The sequence below is a fragment of the Neobacillus drentensis genome, from assembly GCF_036965425.1.
GTDB classification, from domain to species: Bacteria; Bacillota; Bacilli; order Bacillales; family Cytobacillaceae; genus Neobacillus; species Neobacillus drentensis_F.
Window position 1 is genome coordinate 58647 of the sequence record NZ_JBALPP010000139.1, and the last position, 16845, is coordinate 75491.

Annotated in this window: 15 protein-coding genes; 2 read left to right on the top strand and 13 right to left on the bottom strand. The window is 40.6% G+C overall.

Annotated elements, in window-relative coordinates; genetic code table 11:
- Positions 1-60: 60 nt before the first annotated feature.
- Positions 61-1977 (top strand): ABC-F family ATP-binding cassette domain-containing protein, encoded by a 1917-nt coding sequence (locus tag V7161_RS26995; RefSeq protein ID WP_335715887.1) that lies wholly within the window; start codon positions 61-63, stop codon positions 1975-1977.
- Positions 1978-2228: 251 nt separating this feature from the next.
- Here the strand turns inward: V7161_RS26995 and yhfZ (V7161_RS27000) are convergent, their stop codons facing one another.
- The 10 genes from yhfZ (V7161_RS27000) to yhfZ (V7161_RS27045) all read right to left on the bottom strand — a co-directional run bounded on the left by yhfZ (V7161_RS27000) (position 2229) and on the right by yhfZ (V7161_RS27045) (position 11934).
- On the bottom strand, positions 2229-3152 hold the full coding sequence (gene yhfZ, locus V7161_RS27000; protein WP_335715888.1) for a GntR family transcriptional regulator YhfZ: 924 nt from the start codon (positions 3150-3152) through the stop codon (positions 2229-2231).
- A gap of 157 nt (positions 3153-3309) precedes the next feature.
- Positions 3310-4062 (bottom strand): glucosamine-6-phosphate deaminase, encoded by a 753-nt coding sequence (nagB, locus tag V7161_RS27005; RefSeq protein ID WP_335715889.1) that lies wholly within the window; start codon positions 4060-4062, stop codon positions 3310-3312.
- 42 nt (positions 4063-4104) lie between these two features.
- A complete protein-coding gene (locus V7161_RS27010) occupies positions 4105-5292 on the bottom strand; it encodes a phosphopentomutase (RefSeq protein ID WP_335715890.1) in 1188 nt (395 codons plus the stop codon).
- 3 nt (positions 5293-5295) lie between these two features.
- Positions 5296-6459, bottom strand: coding sequence for a YhfX family PLP-dependent enzyme (locus V7161_RS27015; protein WP_335715891.1), 1164 nt, complete (start codon positions 6457-6459; stop codon positions 5296-5298).
- 7 nt (positions 6460-6466) lie between these two features.
- Positions 6467-7582 (bottom strand): aminotransferase class V-fold PLP-dependent enzyme, encoded by a 1116-nt coding sequence (locus tag V7161_RS27020; RefSeq protein WP_335715892.1) that lies wholly within the window; start codon positions 7580-7582, stop codon positions 6467-6469.
- A 33-nt stretch (positions 7583-7615) separates the two neighbouring features.
- Positions 7616-8530 (bottom strand): phosphotriesterase family protein, encoded by a 915-nt coding sequence (locus V7161_RS27025; protein WP_335715893.1) that lies wholly within the window; start codon positions 8528-8530, stop codon positions 7616-7618.
- 48 nt (positions 8531-8578) lie between these two features.
- Entirely contained in the window at positions 8579-10081 is a 1503-nt protein-coding gene (locus tag V7161_RS27030; protein WP_335715894.1) for a YhfT family protein, read from the bottom strand.
- 14 nt (positions 10082-10095) lie between these two features.
- A complete protein-coding gene (locus V7161_RS27035; RefSeq protein ID WP_289989088.1) occupies positions 10096-10464 on the bottom strand; it encodes a DUF2620 domain-containing protein in 369 nt (122 codons plus the stop codon).
- On the bottom strand, positions 10464-10820 hold the full coding sequence (locus V7161_RS27040; protein WP_335715895.1) for a PRD domain-containing protein: 357 nt from the start codon (positions 10818-10820) through the stop codon (positions 10464-10466). Before V7161_RS27040 ends, V7161_RS27035 begins: the two co-directional genes overlap by 1 nt.
- Positions 10821-11004: 184 nt before the next feature.
- Entirely contained in the window at positions 11005-11934 is a 930-nt protein-coding gene (gene yhfZ / locus V7161_RS27045) for a GntR family transcriptional regulator YhfZ (RefSeq protein ID WP_335715896.1), read from the bottom strand.
- Between the two features lie 280 nt (positions 11935-12214).
- Here yhfZ (V7161_RS27045) and V7161_RS27050 point away from each other — a divergent pair, with 280 nt between their 5' ends.
- Positions 12215-12988 carry an HAD family hydrolase gene (locus V7161_RS27050; protein ID WP_335715897.1) on the top strand — a complete coding sequence of 258 codons (774 nt, stop codon included), beginning with the start codon at positions 12215-12217 and terminating at the stop codon, positions 12986-12988.
- A 92-nt stretch (positions 12989-13080) separates the two neighbouring features.
- On the opposite strand, the gene V7161_RS27055 is transcribed toward V7161_RS27050, so the two are convergent.
- The 3 genes from V7161_RS27055 to V7161_RS27065 form a co-directional block, all read right to left on the bottom strand.
- Positions 13081-14082, bottom strand: a complete 1002-nt coding sequence (locus V7161_RS27055) for an ABC transporter permease (RefSeq protein WP_335715898.1) — start codon at positions 14080-14082, stop codon at positions 13081-13083.
- Positions 14083-15579 carry a sugar ABC transporter ATP-binding protein gene (locus tag V7161_RS27060; protein WP_335715899.1) on the bottom strand — a complete coding sequence of 499 codons (1497 nt, stop codon included), beginning with the start codon at positions 15577-15579 and terminating at the stop codon, positions 14083-14085.
- A gap of 67 nt (positions 15580-15646) precedes the next feature.
- Entirely contained in the window at positions 15647-16756 is a 1110-nt protein-coding gene (locus tag V7161_RS27065) for a sugar ABC transporter substrate-binding protein (protein ID WP_335715900.1), read from the bottom strand.
- Between the last annotated feature and the right edge of the window lie 89 nt (positions 16757-16845).

Sequence of the window (16845 nt, forward strand, 5' to 3'; positions counted from 1 at the left end):
GCTTTATTGCCGGACCTTAGGGAATACGGTAAACTAGTGAGTAGTATAGAGGTGAATTTTATGATTTTATTGCAGGTTAATCAATTACAAAAATATTATGGTGCTGACCTTATTTTATCGAATATAAAGCTGGAATTACAAACAAGAGACCGCGTCGCCCTTGTTGGCCGTAACGGTGCAGGCAAATCAACGTTGTTGAAAATCATTGCCGGCCATCTGTCACATGATGGCGGGGAAATTATTAAGCCGAAAGATGTGACCATCGGATACTTGGCGCAAAATACGGGGTTAGAATCCAATTTGTCTATCTGGGAAGAAATGCTGACTGTTTTTGAGGAACTTCGGCAGATGGAGAAGTTGCTGCGCAAACTTGAGGAACAAATGGCTGATCCTAGTATTTTCGAAGACTCGAGCCGATACGAAAGAATTTTAAAAGAGTATGATGGACTTCAAGTGAAATTTAAGGAGGAGGGCGGCTACCAGTTCGAGGCGGATATTCGCTCCGTGCTTCATGGACTAAATTTTCATGATTCAAATACGATGATTGCCAGTTTAAGCGGCGGTCAAAAAACCCGGCTTGCTTTAGGGAAACTGCTATTAACCAAACCTGACATCCTAATCCTGGACGAGCCGACCAACCACTTGGATATCGATACTCTCTCATGGCTGGAGCAATACCTTCAGGGTTATGAGGGTGCCATATTAATTGTTTCCCACGACCGCTATTTTTTAGATAAAGTCGTCACACAGGTGTATGAGGTATCCCGGAAGCAGATTCAGCGCTTTACGGGCAATTACAGTTCATATCTAGACCAGAAAGCGGCCAACTATGAGCGCGACCTGAAGCTTTATGAAAAGCAGCAGCAAGAGATTGCGAACCTGCAAGACTTTATTCAGCGCAATTTAGCCCGTGCCTCAACAACCAAACGTGCGCAAAGCCGGCGGAAAAAGCTTGAGAAAATGGAGGTCATGGATCGTCCATTAGGGGATGAAAAGTCTGCTTCTTTCTCATTTGAAATTGAGCGGCAGAGTGGTAATGACGTTCTTATGGTGGATTCGCTTGCCGTTGGGTACGACGGTGTTGTGATTTCTGAGGGGATTTCATTACGGGCTTTTAAAGGTGAAAGTATAGCTCTTGTTGGTCCAAATGGAATCGGCAAATCAACGCTTTTAAAAACGATCATTAAAAAGCTGCCGGCATTGAGCGGGACGATTCATTACGGGACAAACCTTTCGATTGGCTATTATGACCAGGAGCAGGCGGAGTTAAAATCAAACAAACGTGTCCTTAACGAATTATGGGATGATTACCCGTTGAAAAATGAAAAAGAAATCCGGACAGTGCTCGGCAATTTCTTATTTTCTGGTGATGACGTACTGAAAACGGTCTCGACTTTAAGCGGCGGCGAGAAGGCGCGGCTTGCCCTTGCGAAACTGATGCTCGAGAAAGCGAATGTTTTAATCTTGGACGAGCCAACCAACCATCTTGATTTAGATAGTAAAGAGATTCTTGAGAATGCCCTAATCGATTACCCTGGCACGATTTTGTTTGTATCACACGACCGCTATTTCATTAACCGCATCGCAACAAAAGTGTTGGAGTTAAGCCGTGATGGCAGCTGTGAATATCTTGGGGATTATGATTATTATTTAGAAAAAAAGCTGGAACAGGAAGAACTGGCGGCATTAGCCCTTGCCGATTCTGTTAAAAAGGTTCAGGTTGATACTTCAGAAAAAAATAGTTATCAACAGGACAAGGAAAGCAAAAAGCTGGAGCGGCAGCGAAAACGAAAATTAGAAGAAATCGAATTAAGGATTGCTGAGCTTGAAGAGGAAATTCAGGATTGTGAAGTATTATTGTGTGAGCCGGATATTTTTCAGAATCACGAAAAAGTGTTGGAAATTAACTTAAAAAGTGAAAAAGCCAAAGCTGAGCTCGAGCAATTGATGGAAGAATGGGCGGAGCTGGCGGAATAATGGAATAACCGGACTCATTGAGTCCGGTTATTTTTTTGTTTGGATATCCACAAACAAAGCCCCTTTGTCCACTAGCTTATCCACATTTCAAATAACATATTTACAAATAGTTTTATTAGTTTTCCACATTATCCACAATAAAATGCCGAGTTATCCACATTACTAACAAGAACACACGTACTTATCCACATCAATGGCTATATAGCTGTTTTTAAACAAAAAAATTATCCACATACTAAACTTAACCAATATTAATATTGCGGAAACCTTTCTCCAGTCTCCACGAGTCTTTGAGCATTTAAAACAATCCCTGTATCCAGCAAAGAGATTTGCTTTAATACCTCGCTTCTGCTCGTATCTATTACAATAGTAGCTTCTGATGTTTTCATAATTAGGCTTTTTGCTTTTTCGGATTGAAAATCTACAGCCTTAAAAGTCTCGACGGAGCGAATTTCATCAATATTCCAAACGGCTGCATCAATTTGATTTTCTTTTAACATTTGAAAAAGCTGCATATAGTTTAGATCGATAAATTGAACATCCAGGCCTTCACATTCGAGCAGCGTTATGATCGTTTGGTCTGGTGACGAACGGTCAATACCTACTCGCATCCCTGGTTCAATCTTGACCTTTGATGAATCAGACAAGAATATCTTATGCTCTGAAACATAGGTCCCCAAGCCAAAGGATTTAACGATCTCCAATCCTTTATGGTGTTCTGTCCCCTCTTCAGCAGCCAATCGTGACACAATAGCAAAATCATAACGTCTTGTTCTAAGCGCTTCCAAGCGGTTGCTGGCACCTCTCATATAAGCTAGGCTAATTCGTTTGTTCAGGAGGTTGAAACCATCAATAATGCCGGTTGCCAATCCTTCGTATTTTTTTGAATATGGCAAAGGCATGACTCCAACCAAAGGACCTGTACCAGATATATCAAGAAGCAGACTTACATCCTTTTTGATTAAAAATGTCCCTAGATGACCTCTTGCCTCTAATTCAATGGCTCCAAGCATTTCAAGCAGTTTAATTGCCCCCTGGACTGTGCCTCTTCCTAAACCGAGTTCATCACAAAAATCGGTGACAGTCGGAATTTTATGGCCTACTTCCAATGCTAAGAGCTCTAGAGCTATATTTTTAGCTGCTAATCCGTTTTTTGAATACAATTTTTCCCACATATGTCTTCTAACCGCCTTCAGACAAAATCCTATATTCAGTATCTTGAATATATCAATATAAAGACCGCTGGTAAAGAGATCCCCAACTACTGATCCCTGCAAAACAAAAGAAGCCGCATCTTGTACGGCTTCCTCTAATTGGCATATTATGATGGTTTTAGCTATGGCTCATACTCATTGTAGCGATTAACTTTGAGACAGCCTTTTCATCCGCTACCACCACTGCATTAGGATGGTTTTTCAAAACAGAGGCAGGGCAGTCTATACTTGGTTCCCCGGTAAACATCTGATAAATGGCCTCTGCTTTTGATTCACCTGAAGCCAATAATAAAATTTCCTTGCTTTTTAAAATGCTGGCAATCCCCATCGTTATCGCCTTTTCTGGAACTTTATCCACACTCTCAAAATAACGGGAATTAGCTCTTCTTGTTGATTCCGTTAATGTTACAATATGTGTCTCCGTGTCAAATGGGGTACCAGGTTCATTAAAACCAATATGGCCGTTTTCACCAATTCCTAGTAATTGCAAATCTACACCACCGATTTGATCAATGATATTTTCATAGTTACTAGCTTCCTGGTGAATGTCCGCTGAAAGTCCATTTGGGATATGGACTTTTTTCCTTGGAATGTTGATGTAATCAAATAAATGTTTAAACATAAAAGTATGATAGCTATTAGGATCATCCGGTGCAATCCCTACATATTCATCTAAATTATAGGTAGAAACATTTTGGTAGGAAGTATAGTTCCTTCTAAAATCCTCAATTAACATTTCATAGGTTCGAACAGGAGTACCTCCTGTTGCAAGACCTAATTTAAACTGGCAATTGGATTTCACTTGATCCAAAATATAATTGGCGGCAAACTCGCTCATTTCTTCATGACCTTTAACTTTTACAAGTTTCATCTTACCATCTCCTTGTTAAAAGGCACGTCCCCCTCAAATTTCTCACAAAACCTCATGTAAAAAGCTCTCACCATACTCCGGTCTTTCAACCCCTACAAATTCCGCCATCGTTGCCGCGATATCTGCCATCGTTTCTCTCGTTCCAATCGAAACAGGCTTGACACGTTTACCGACAACTAATATTGGCGTTTGTTCTCTTGTGTGATTTGAATGGCCGATGGTTGGATCGTTCCCATGGTCAGCCGTAATGATCAGCACATCTTCCTCGCCTAATTCCGGAATGAAGGAAGCCAAAAACGCATCTGATGTCTCTAATACTTCTTTATACCACTCGCTGTCCTCTTTATGACCCGCGAGGTCTGTTTCTTGAACATTCACCAAGAAGACGGCATTTTCTTCACTTTCGTGATAAAGCTTGGCATAGGTTTCCAGAACATCCTTTGTATTCACAACTGGATCACTGTATCCATTTGCTTGAATCACATCCGCTGTTTTACCAATCCGATAAACAGGAATCTCATTTAACTCGGCAATATGAGCAAATTGCTTCTCAAATTCGACCCCGTACCCTAAATGAAGTACCCGGTATCCCTCTCCATAAACATTCGCTTTCGGAGCATCGACACCCCATTGCCCAGGATGTTTCTCTTTCACAACAGAAAGAATCATTTCGATATCCGACTTTTCATTGCCAAAAATAATCACGCGGCTTGTATCGACATTTGCCCGTACCACTTTACCTATTTTAATAACTTCCTCGAACGATAACTGTCTCAAATCCCCGACAACGTTAATAATATTACCAAGCTGGGATTCGAGATTGTCGCCAATCACAACGGCACCATTTACTAGTAAAATAGTAGACTCTTCAATTGGATTGGTCACAGTATAGCCTTTTTCTTCTAATGCCTGTTTAAGAGTATTTCTGATATCTTTCATTAAACGTTTTTTTGAAACCTGTGGTCTGCTTCCCATAAGTTCCTGATGGCCCATAAAGGTATCGGCCCCTGGATGCGCCAAGTTGCTTTTTCCGTAAGCAGCTGTTGGAACTCCGACTTGGTCAACAATTTTCCCTAATCCCAGGTTATATAAAGTAGGAATATTTAAATCAACGCTCTCTCTGATGTGTTTATACGTATGGGCATTGATGTCCTCCATCTTTAGTTCCTTGCAGTCTTCCATTGCCCCGACCCCAAATCCATCCAACACTAGTAACGTGATTTTACTCATACCTTAATTCCCCCTTCTTTGAAAATAAATGAGCTCTGGCTGATCGGAATTCACATTTCGAACAAAGGCAACATGGGCTCTGGTTACGAATATTTGTGTACGAAACGCGTAAACAACTGTATCCGCAACCTTCATATTTTTCTCACGCTTAAGACATCCATAATAATCAATATTTTCAGGTGACACACAGTCCACTTTTGCGGGTTGCTCCAAAGTTTCTGTTCCGTTACTTCCGTATAGTGCATTTTCCATATTGGAACGCGGATAAAATCCGCCTGCAATCGTGTACGCATGTTTTTCATCCATATGAGAAATTTCCGATACATACACCATGGCTGGCACTTCTGGCAAATCCTCTTTGTAGGCATGTAATGGCGTCGTGCCAGTCAGCGCATGTCCTGGTTCTCCATGTGTCACACCATACTCTTTCAGCATTGGTATCGTGTGGCAGCTTGTGGCACTTGGAGCATTCACATGGGTCACGGTAATTCCTTTATTTTCAAGGATTTTACGTGCCAGCTGGATCGTTTCCATATTGGAGGTAAAATCAAAATTATTTTTTTCTCCATTTATTTGCAGTACAGGAAAACTTGTAATTCCAATTACACGGATTCCTTTAAGCTGCAGCAGCTCGTCCAAGCTATCTTCAAGCTGATCCAATAGGAAGCCGCCAAATTGACCTGGATAAACCATATCAGATTGTCTAATCACCCTCAGAATGACATCCTGAACCAGGCCCAATTTTTCAGCTGCCTCTGAAAGCTGTCTACCTTTTTCTACTGAAAAAAGAGTAACAATCTCCGGCTGTAATTTTGTCAATACTTCTTCCCATTGGGATTTGCCTGGCTGAACTATATGACCAATATTGCCAATATGACAATCTTGTTTTTTAAGTTCAAATGCTTCATCTATATCAACGGCAACAGCCCGCTCGATGCCACTTTGCTCGATGATCTTGCCCACAAATCCGCTTCTTCCGATTTGCTTTGACATATAATACAAATTAAGTCCATGCTCTTTTGCAGTTTGACTAAGTTTTCTTACGTTATCTTCCAACGAATCCACGTCAATCACATACGTATTGGCAGGTATTTTTCCTTCCTGATGAAGTTTTACCGCCGCTTGGATGAGTCCGGGATTTCGTTTTTTTGTCATATTGATAAACATGGGCAATTCACCCCCTAGAGATTTCTTCTAGTACATTTTGTAAAATTCTTATCACAGTAGTTGCAGAAGATTTCATAGGATTTACTCGAACCCCATGCATTTTCAGTTCTGGTCTGCTTTCAAGAAAGCTCCCAGATACTCGGTAAATCATCGGAATCAATTCATAACGTGATTCAGCACCGACCGGGTAAGTGGCTGCTCCATATTTGGAGGCAAGCTCAATTACTTGAACGGCAATTGGCTTCTCGAATTCAATGATCACGTTTTTTGATTGTGAATTAGTGATATAGGCATCTTTAATGCCTTCTAATTCGCCATGATGGATTCGGGAACACAATTCCTCAACCTGCTCATTTTGGATAGCAATCATAACAGGAGCAAACGCCAAGCTTCGAAGCAGTTCATGCGCCTCAAAACCTTGTACTTGCCCTCCACCGGAGTAGTTTCGCTGGTGAAGCCGCTGAATTGTGTCCTTTTTGCCTAAAATCACACCAATCCCTTCTGGCCCTAACAATTTAAAGCCAGAAAAAGTGGAGAGGTCCGCCCCTAACTGCGTACCGATAAACTGGGTTTTCATCGCACAATAATTGTCATCCACGACAATCGCTAAGTCAGGCCGCAACTCTTTTACCAAGGAGATGATTTCCTTTAAGTCATACTCATCGACAGGCTGCTGTCGTGAGTGCTGAACATAAAAAACCTTGGATTCTTTATCTGCTTCTAACGATGTTACAAGTGCTTGCTTATCATTAAAATTGACTTTGTTTTGTTTTAAACCCATCAAGCGAAATGTTTCTTTTGTTGTCGTATACATTGGAGCCGAATGAACGATACATTGATCACCTGGTTCAAGCAATACACTTAGTATCGCCCGGATCGCGCCTGTCCCGCTCCCGCGCACTAAAGCACAAGCGTCTGCACCAAAGGTATTGGCAATAACCTTTTCGACTCTTGCAGTGGTCAGCGGCCGGTGATAGTCCGGATGAAGACCGACATCGCCAATTTGAAAGAATTCATTATTCGAAAACTCTTTCGTTACTTCATCCAAGAGCCGAAACTGCAGCTTTTTTGCTTCTTCTAACGTCATATTCTTCAAAATAGAACGTTCATATTTAAGACTCATTTCCTGCCCTTCCTTCTCATAATTCGTAACATTTTAAAATGCTATAAATTTACGTGGGTTATGAATGAGCATTTTTTCAATGATTTCATTTGTCACGCCGCTTTTTAACAGCGCGGGAATGAAGCTTTCAAATAAATGGTTATAACCATGTCCGCCGTTAGCCTTCAAATGAGAGTTTCTTGTAATATCGCAAGATAGCATTATTTGATCCTGATAGCCGCGGTCCAGTAATACAAGCAGGTTATCAACCTTATCAGAATCTTTTCGGTAGCTGTTTTTGCCGATGGTATCAAATTGGATATAGGCCCCGCTTTGTAATAGAAGCAATTGTTCCTCCAGATCAGTGTTTAAATCCTGGTGGCCGAAAGAAATCTGTTTTAGATTGACTTCATATCTTTGGAAAATCTCCAGCTGTCCTTTTCCCATTGTTCCAATTTCACAATGTGTGCTGATTGGTGCCCCTGTCATCTTATGGGCCATAATGGAAGCTTGAAATACTTTTTGTTCAGTTGGAGTGATTTCGTTCAAGCTGCTGCCGATTTCAGAGATGAGACCTGCTTTGATATCCGTGTCATCCATGCCCTCTGTAATTTCGCGGATCATCATATCAGCCAGCTCTTCAGCTGATTTTTCAAAAACAAAGGCAGGATAAACGGATTCTTTATAAAAACCTGTGGAAGCCACAATGACTAAGTCATGCTTTTTGGCAATGTGATAAAGTGCCTTTGCGTCTCTGCCCATTCCCATATTAGAAACTTCTACGATCGTGTTGCAGCCTGAATCCTTCAGCATTTGGATTTCTCGGTCTAAGATCGGAGTGTCTTCGAGTTTAGAATCCTTATCTACTTCCTGGCGTACACCTGAAAGATCAAACACAAGATGTTCATGAATCATCGTTTTCTGTACTTGCTGCGGATCAACTGTTCCTGTAACGGAATGAACTTTCATAGTAATTACCTCCATAGGGAAAGGTAGGATAAACCTACCTTTCAAGTTTTAGATTAGATGAAGAAAATATAATAAGTTCAGAATAATACCTGTTAAAATAATCGCTACTGGACCTGCTGCAAGTTTCATGACTGGACGGCCGAGACCTTCGTTTGCAGCGTATAATAGAATATAAACGGTTAACGATAAACCAACTGCATCTGGTGCCATTTTCATCGCGGCGAAAGCTCCACCGATAAATAAGGCCAATTCAATCATAGAGTTCATGGATGAACGGATATTATCGGACGCTTCACGCAATGACGGAAAGCGCTGTAAGAAACGGCCAATTCCGCGAAGAGCAATAACCTCTAAGCAAACCCACAGTGCACCGACAATACCAGCTAGAATTGGATTCGGTAATAATAGACCAATAGGAAAAACAAAGGTTAAACCAACAACACCATAAACACCTGTTGCAAGAGCAGTGGTCGCAATCAATGGAATAAAACTGATACCCCTGATAATGTCAGCAATCGCTGCACTGTGAAGAAGGTTGCTTCGCTCTGCCCCTGAAGCTGCCCAAGCTTGCTGCAAGATTGGACCATCAACCTCTGATCCATTCATTAATCCGAGATTAGTAGCAATGGCAAGTAAAGCACCAATCGCTGCTAGGATTGGCAGACCTTTATATATCCGTTTTGTACGTGCTTCAAAGATGTTTTCTTCATCCGTATCGATAGTAATTTCAGCCTTATTTTTCACGTCTTTCATGACCGCAAAGGTAATTAATAGAATCATACCCATTAACATCAATACGGCAATTTGCATCGTAAAACCAGAAATTGTACTTCCCAACGAAAAGTTATTGGTTGCTTGTGAAATTAAATCTTGTACGTGTGGATTACTTTCAGCTGCGTCCTTCAGCGCCTTCACTTTACCAGCGAAGTCAGCCTTATCAGGGAAAGTAACACCAGCAATTTCACTTGCTTCTTTTAAATTTGCATTTGCCTTATCCGTCCAAACGCCGCCGACAATTGGAAGCAATTGACGGACAACCAATGCTGCAAGGCCAGAAAACAAGGCTCGTACCCAGCCAAATTGATATAAAATCGCGATAATCGGAAACGCTGTAAACGCAACAAGAACGGGTGTAGATAATTCCCCTAAAGAACCAAGTAAATCAATTGGCAGTAAGGAAAACGCTGTCTGAACGCCTGTTAGTCCAAATAAGGCAACAACTCCCCATACAGCTCCAAGTCCTGCCGCCATCCACCAGCTGGCAGCCATTACCCCTAAAATATCCGTTGGCAGGAAAAGCAGCCACGGGTTCAGCATCTTAAAGGATACGGCGAACGAAATCCCGACAGACACGATAAATCCGATACTTAAACCGAAGGAGATTGAAGCCAATTCTGTACGCTTCATTCGACCTTCTAAAAACTCAGGAAGGATCGGGCGAATTCCATCGTGGAATACCGCCTTTCCCAAATGAGCAGCTAACCCAGTCAACGCAGTCAGCAAGACCACAACTGCTATTTCAAAGAACGATAAGTTTTGAAAGATATCCATTTCCCCATCTCCTATCAAAGGTTATGTTTTTTAAGCAAGCTATTCACAATTACTGGTACAGCTTCTTCTATGCTCTCTACAGCCATACCAAAAGCGATTTTTCCGTCCTGAACTAACTTTTCAATTTCTTGCTGATTTGGTTTTTTTCCGTTTTTGGCGACTGTCGAACATTTGCCATAGCCAAGAATACCGATTGCAACCGAAAGGGCTGCACCTCCGCCGCTGTTGCATGCACCTAAATAATAGTCGGCATCTCCGGCTTTTACTTTTTTAGCTGCATCAAAATCAGATGTAACGGTAACTTGTACATTCTCTCCACCAACAGCTTTTGCACTTCTTTCAATAACGTCCTTTTTAAGACCTCCAACAACGATTCGTAACATTATTCATTCCCCTTTCCAGTTAACAAACAGAAATATAAAGTGATAAATGCTGCTTCTGCATCAATATTTGTTTCGTCATTTTCCAATAAATCTTTAGCAAATTGATAATATTCCGGGTTTTCTCCGATAAGCGTTTCCAATTCGCTCGCGATGTCTGTGACAGGCTCGTTTTTGGAAATTCTCTGCAAAGCCACTGAAATGTGGCTCGTAAAAGAACCGGCATTTTCTTCTGTTAGTTTTACATCAAGGAAGTTTTCAACTTCTTCCATTAAATAAGGCAGCCGATTATAAATTTCATCATTGATTTGGTTTGTATCATGCAAAAGATCGATTCTCTCTTTTAAAGTAGCATCCATTATTAATGCCTCCCCTTGCTTCTTCAGAATATCAATATATCAAAAACTGTATATTGAGCTATATGATTACAATTAGTTTGCGGATTTAATGCTTTTTTAATCTGGAATGCGTGAAACTGTCATTGTTTGTTGGAAAGTAACCACCCCCATTAAAATACAATTTTTCGTATAATAACTGAAAAAATTAATATTTTGGAATTAAGTCCCCGTTTACGACCTTGGTTTGCGTTTCTACTATTCTTGTTAAAGATAAATGGTGCAGAATGTATTCCATTTTTCGATTTTCCGAACGGATTACACAAACAGCTTCATTCATATGTTTTTCAAACTGAAGCGCAAGTGGTGAGGTCAGCGGCTGAATATTGTACGCTGAATGGTTAATTTCATCCACGTTCCAAATCATCGCATCCACCGTTTGTGCCTTTAAATGTTGAAGTAAATGCATATAGTTGAATTCAAGGTACTGAATGTTGTTTAAACCCTGAACTTCTGCATTTGTCAGGATTTGTTGGTCGGTCGAGAAACTGTCAATTCCAACTTTCATTCCGTCGCTGATGTTTTTCTTTTCCGGGTCGGAAAAAATGACGGCATGTTCAGATACATAGGTCTTTGCGCCGAATTCTAACGCAATTTTTAATGACCGATCTTTTTTCATTTCTTCTATGGCCGAGAATTTCGATACGAGCGCAAAATCATATCTTCCATCCTTCACTCCATGAAGTCTTGGTTTGGATCCTCTCATAAAGGCAATATTGAGAGAAATGCCCAATTGTTCAAACTGTGACGTTATTCCTGTTGCTAATCCTTCATACTTCTTGGAATAAGGAAGCGGCATGACGCTGGTAATTTGATTAGCTCCTGAAAATCTTAATAAGTTTGAAATATTTTTGTATCGCAAAAAGGTCCCAAGATGGCCTCTAGCTTCTAGCTTAATACAGTTTTCATCTTCTAATTTTTTTAACACCGTTTGGACCGTGCCGCGGCCAACATGAAATTTAGCGGCAAAGTCACCAATCTTCGGCAAGCGTTCATTCACTTCAATGAACAATAATTCCTCCGCAACCTTTTGTAATAGGATGCCCTTTTTCGTAAAAAGGTTTTCAAGATTGTCCATCATCACCATCCGTTCAATGTACAGTATTTTGTATAATTAAGATAAAAAAAATCGCTCAAAGCGTTTTGAAAGGTGTTTTGTGATTAATGTGAATGTACAATTTTTTGTACTTTCGACACTCATAATGTAACATCTATTTAAAACGTTTACAATACTTTTTTAAAAGAATTTTTTGCCAGTTATTGAATCTTTTACATATAATTATTTTTAAATATACAAAAATCAGTATATTGTATTATGATAGAGAATGAAATAAAACTATAATCTTCGAGGTGATTAAATGTATCGCATCGTTTTTCTTGATATAGATGGAACGATCCTAGATTCCAAAGAAGAATTAAGCTTGGAGCTGGTGCAAACCGTAAAGAAACTTCAGCAAAAAGGAATTCTTGTTGGATTGGCGACAGGCCGATCTTATGATGGTGCCAAAAAATATGGAGAGCAGCTCGGAACTTCCATTTTCGTTACTTATAATGGCGGTTTTTCTCTCATTAATGGAGAAATCATTCATGATGGGAAAATACCTGCTGCCCTTGCCTATCTGTTATGCAGCGCAACGGAAGAATTGGGTAATACCTATATCCATTTCTCTTACAGATCATCCTGTTCTAATCGTCCGGCAAAAGGAATCGAGTACTTGCTCCCAGAAGCGAAGCTTTCCGATTTAAACGATACAAATCGTGATGCACATCGGTTAGTACTTTATGTAAACCAGGAGCAGCGGGCCATTTTGCAGGAAACAGCAAAGGATGCAGCAGCGCCTTTTGATGAAGGAGACCGCTTGGAGGTATTTCCGAAGGGATCAAAATGGACGGGGATTTTACCGATCATCACCCACCTTGGGATATCCCCTGAAGAAGTCGTAACAATTGGTAACGGAGCAAATGACATTGGGATGTTAGAAGCAGCTGGCCTGGGGATTGCCATGGGGAATGCTCCTGATCACGTCAAAGAGAAAGCCGATGTCGTTACGGAGGATAATGATCATGATGGGGTTATCTTGGCTTTAAATAAGGTGTTTAGCCTCAATAAACAGTCTATATTTATGGTCTAATTTAATTAAGCCGACAGGACATTTGTAACTGTCGGCTTTCTTTCATGCAAAAAACAAAAAAATTATGACGAGCCTTTCATTGGAGTCAGCTTTTAAGCCTCTTCTCTTCGAACCCAAATATCAAGAATGACAGCTAATCCAATTATGGCGCCTTTAATCATTAATTGATAAGCATAGGTCATCCCTAATAGCGTTAATCCATTACTTAGTACACCAATAATTAGCGCACCGCCAATCGTACCAAGAACAGTACCTTGCCCCCCGCTAAACTTTGTTCCTCCCAATACAACAGCGGCGATCGCATCAAGTTCCCAACCTGTTCCAGAATCAGGAAGACCTGCTGATAGACGCCCGGATAAAACCACTCCACTGAACGCTGAAAGAAAACCGCAAATGACGAAAACCATCACTTTAACTTTGCCAACATTCACTCCAGCTAGTGAAGCAGCGATCGGACCGCCGCCCGTCGCATAAATATGTCTTCCGAAAACGGTTCTGTTCAAAGTAAAATGGGCCATAATTAAGATTGCGGCAAGATAGATTAAGACAATCGGTATTGGTCCAATATTCATGGTTGTTAAGTCAACATACGTAGTCGAGTTAATCGTGATCGGTGCGGAACCTGGGCTCGACGCTAATGACAGCCCCCTTAATACAGACATGGTCACTAATGTGGCTAAAAAGGCTGTAACTCGAACCTTTACTACCATCAAACCATTAAATAACCCTATCAAAGCACCTAAAGCGAGAGATAAACAGATGACCAGGATTGGATTCATGCCTTGTTGAATCGTGATGGCAGCAAACATTCCCGTAATCCCGATAATGGATCCTACTGATAAATCAATTTCACCAGCAATGATGACATACGTCATTCCAAAAGCCACAATTGCAATCATCGCCATCTGGCGAATGATATTCATGAAATTACTAAAGGTTAAAAAATAAGGTGAAAGATAGCTAAACACAACTACTAATATGACAAGCCCTATAAAGATAATGGCCTGAGATGAGGTTAAGATTTTCCCAATCTGTAAATTGTTTTTGTTCATCTTTTTTGAATTGATCGATTGTCTTTCCACTCCTAAACTCATTTAGGCCCCCCCAGTCGCATAATATAAAATATTTTTGTCCGTAATCTCTGAACCTTCCAATTCCCTCTTTACCTCTCCGTCATAGAGAACTATCGTACGGTCAGCCAGCGCCACGAGCTCAGGCAATTCGGAAGAAACAACGATAATAGACATCCCTTGATCGCTTAATTGACGAAATAACATTTGTAGTTCCGTTTTCGCGACTATATCAATTCCTTGAGTCGGTTCATCAAGTAATAGAATTTTTGGATTCAAGTTTAAACACCTGGAAATGACTACTTTTTGTGCATTTCCTCCACTTAGCTTCCCTACCAATTTCTTCGGATCTCCTGGACGGATGTCTAAATGATCAATATTTTGTTTGGCAATCCTGTCCTCTTCCCTAAATTTAATGACTCCTTGTGGGAATATGCTAGGAAGATTGGTTAATGTAACATTTTCTTTGATCGACATTCCAGGAATGATTCCTTCTTTTCTTCGATCTTCAGGGACCATAATAATCCCCTTTCCAATGGCATCATGAATGGACTTTATCCTTACAATCTCACCATTTAAGGCGAATGATCCTGAGGTGATCGGATCGATTCCCGAAATCGCCCTTAAAATCTCTGTCCTGCCGCTGCCTAATAACCCGGCTATCCCCAAGATTTCCCCCTTAAAAAGATCAAAACTCAAATTGCTGAATTTCTGTCCTGACAGATTCTTTACCTGTAAAACTGGACCTGCCTTTTTATTGATCGTTTCCCTTTTTTCCGATAAATCATAAAGCAGCTCATTGTCGCCTATCATCATGTTGATAATTTGTTTTGTGTTGGCCTCTTTGGTCGGTAAGGTCTGAATTTTTCTCCCATCTCTAAGGACAGTCAGCCGATTGGATATTTCAAAGATTTCATCCATGCGATGCGATACATAAATAATGGCTGTACCTCTAGAGGTTAACGTCCGAATAATTTCAAAAAGCTTTTCCTGTTCATCCTGCGTTAACGCCGTAGTTGGTTCATCCATGACAATGATTTTGGCATTACTGGAGATGGCTCTTGCAATCTCGATTAACTGCCTCTCCCCCATACTTAAATCTTTTACAATCTGGGATGGGGATAAATTCATTCCCAAACTTTCAAGAAGCGTTTGTGCCTCTTTTTCCATTTGTTTATCATCTAACCGGATACCCTTTTTCTTTTCTCTGGACAGAAATAAATTTCCAGCAATAGTCAGATTCGGCAATACACTTAACTCTTGAAAAATCATGGCAATTCCATGTTCCTGGGAGGAACTTCTTGAATTAATTTGTACTTGCTTCCCATCTATTAAAATACTCCCGTTTTCAGGACGATACACTCCGGCAAGAATCTTCATTAAGGTGGTTTTTCCCGCCCCATTTCCACCCAGCAAAGCATGGACTTCTCCTTTTCTCAGGTCAAAGTCAACACCATCAACAGCCCTAAAACCTGAAAAAATTTTCGTTATTTGCCTCATTTCAAGGACATTTTGAACCATGATTCCCCCCCCTAGAAATGTCTCTGGGTTATAGAAGATCTAACCCAGAAACAATGTTTTAAACAGATTATTCAGCTAAAGTCTTTTGAAATACTTTCTTATATTGTTCTTTTACATTCTCAGATGAAGTAGGTAATGTTGGAACAGTTACATATTTCGGAACTTCTCCGCCTGCCAGTTTCTTTAACAACGCCAAAGTCTTATACTTTCCTTCTGCATATAAATCTTGTGAAGAAGTGAAAATAACGATCTTATTTCCTTTTTCTAAACCTTGGGCTAAATGATCACTTAAGTCATGTGTTACAACGAAAACTTCTCGGCCCGAAGTTCTTACCGCTGCTTCCATCCCCAATGCCGGCGTTTCATATACTCCAAATCCACCGACTACATCGGGATGTGCAGTTAAGATATTTTCAAATTCTTGCTGTGCCTGGTCTGCGGTATCAGCCTGCCCCCTGGCAACAATTTTGTATCCTTCTTCGCGGACAGCATCTTCGAACCCTCTTACTCGCTGTTCACAAGTGAGAATATAGGCTCTCAAGCCCATCGTAGCTAAAGATTTACTTTTAATTCCTTCGTCCTTCAGCTTTTTCACTAAAGCTTTGCCTGCAGCAAAACCGCCGCCATAACCATCTGGATCTACTAAACTAGTAAATTCACCTTGATTAGGAGGACCGCCGCCAAGGACAACTGGAATTTTCGCATCATTTAATTTCTTGACTGCTGGTCCAAATGCGGCTGTATCTACTCCGATTGCTACAACGCCGTTTACCTTTTGAAGGATTAACGATTCAACATCGCTCATTTGCTTATTTAAATTTCTTTGTGCGTCCGTTTGAACATATTTTCCACCAAAAGATTCAACTGTTTCTTTTATGGCTTGTCCAATAACCTTCTCTGAGGCAATGTCCCCGAAGTGTACAGAATAGCCGATAAATGGTTTCATGGCTTTAATTTTTTCAATTTCTTGTGGTGTCAATTCCAGAGTTTCTACACCGGCTGGTTTTCCTAATGTACTTTCTTCTTTTAATGGCGGCAGTGCAGCTAACCCATTAGCGGATTCCTTTTGAGCGGCCGGTACATCTTTCGCTGCTTCTTGTTTTGCTCCGCAACCCGCTAACAAACCAATTATCAGCAAAGAGCTCCCTAAAATTGACGCAAATTTTTTTGTTTTCATCGTTTTCTCTTCCCCCCTGATAGTGAATGATCGTTTTTACACTTTTAATAGTACATGGATTTCAAATGTTTAAAAATTAACAAAATTGC

Bases quoted from the DNA above. Each gene is read 5' to 3' on its own strand.
- V7161_RS26995 (WP_335715887.1), top strand. From the start codon at position 61: ATGATTTTATTGCAGGTTAATCAATTACAAAAATATTATGGTGCTGAC.
- yhfZ (WP_335715888.1), bottom strand. From the start codon at position 3,152: ATGTGGGAAAAATTGTATTCAAAAAACGGATTAGCAGCTAAAAATATA.
- nagB (WP_335715889.1), bottom strand. From the start codon at position 4,062: ATGAAACTTGTAAAAGTTAAAGGTCATGAAGAAATGAGCGAGTTTGCC.
- V7161_RS27010 (WP_335715890.1), bottom strand. From the start codon at position 5,292: ATGAGTAAAATCACGTTACTAGTGTTGGATGGATTTGGGGTCGGGGCA.
- V7161_RS27015 (WP_335715891.1), bottom strand. From the start codon at position 6,459: ATGTTTATCAATATGACAAAAAAACGAAATCCCGGACTCATCCAAGCG.
- V7161_RS27020 (WP_335715892.1), bottom strand. From the start codon at position 7,582: ATGAGTCTTAAATATGAACGTTCTATTTTGAAGAATATGACGTTAGAA.
- V7161_RS27025 (WP_335715893.1), bottom strand. From the start codon at position 8,530: ATGAAAGTTCATTCCGTTACAGGAACAGTTGATCCGCAGCAAGTACAG.
- V7161_RS27030 (WP_335715894.1), bottom strand. From the start codon at position 10,081: ATGGATATCTTTCAAAACTTATCGTTCTTTGAAATAGCAGTTGTGGTC.
- V7161_RS27035 (WP_289989088.1), bottom strand. From the start codon at position 10,464: ATGTTACGAATCGTTGTTGGAGGTCTTAAAAAGGACGTTATTGAAAGA.
- V7161_RS27040 (WP_335715895.1), bottom strand. From the start codon at position 10,820: ATGGATGCTACTTTAAAAGAGAGAATCGATCTTTTGCATGATACAAAC.
- yhfZ (WP_335715896.1), bottom strand. From the start codon at position 11,934: ATGGACAATCTTGAAAACCTTTTTACGAAAAAGGGCATCCTATTACAA.
- V7161_RS27050 (WP_335715897.1), top strand. From the start codon at position 12,215: ATGTATCGCATCGTTTTTCTTGATATAGATGGAACGATCCTAGATTCC.
- V7161_RS27055 (WP_335715898.1), bottom strand. From the start codon at position 14,082: ATGAGTTTAGGAGTGGAAAGACAATCGATCAATTCAAAAAAGATGAAC.
- V7161_RS27060 (WP_335715899.1), bottom strand. From the start codon at position 15,579: ATGGTTCAAAATGTCCTTGAAATGAGGCAAATAACGAAAATTTTTTCA.
- V7161_RS27065 (WP_335715900.1), bottom strand. From the start codon at position 16,756: ATGAAAACAAAAAAATTTGCGTCAATTTTAGGGAGCTCTTTGCTGATA.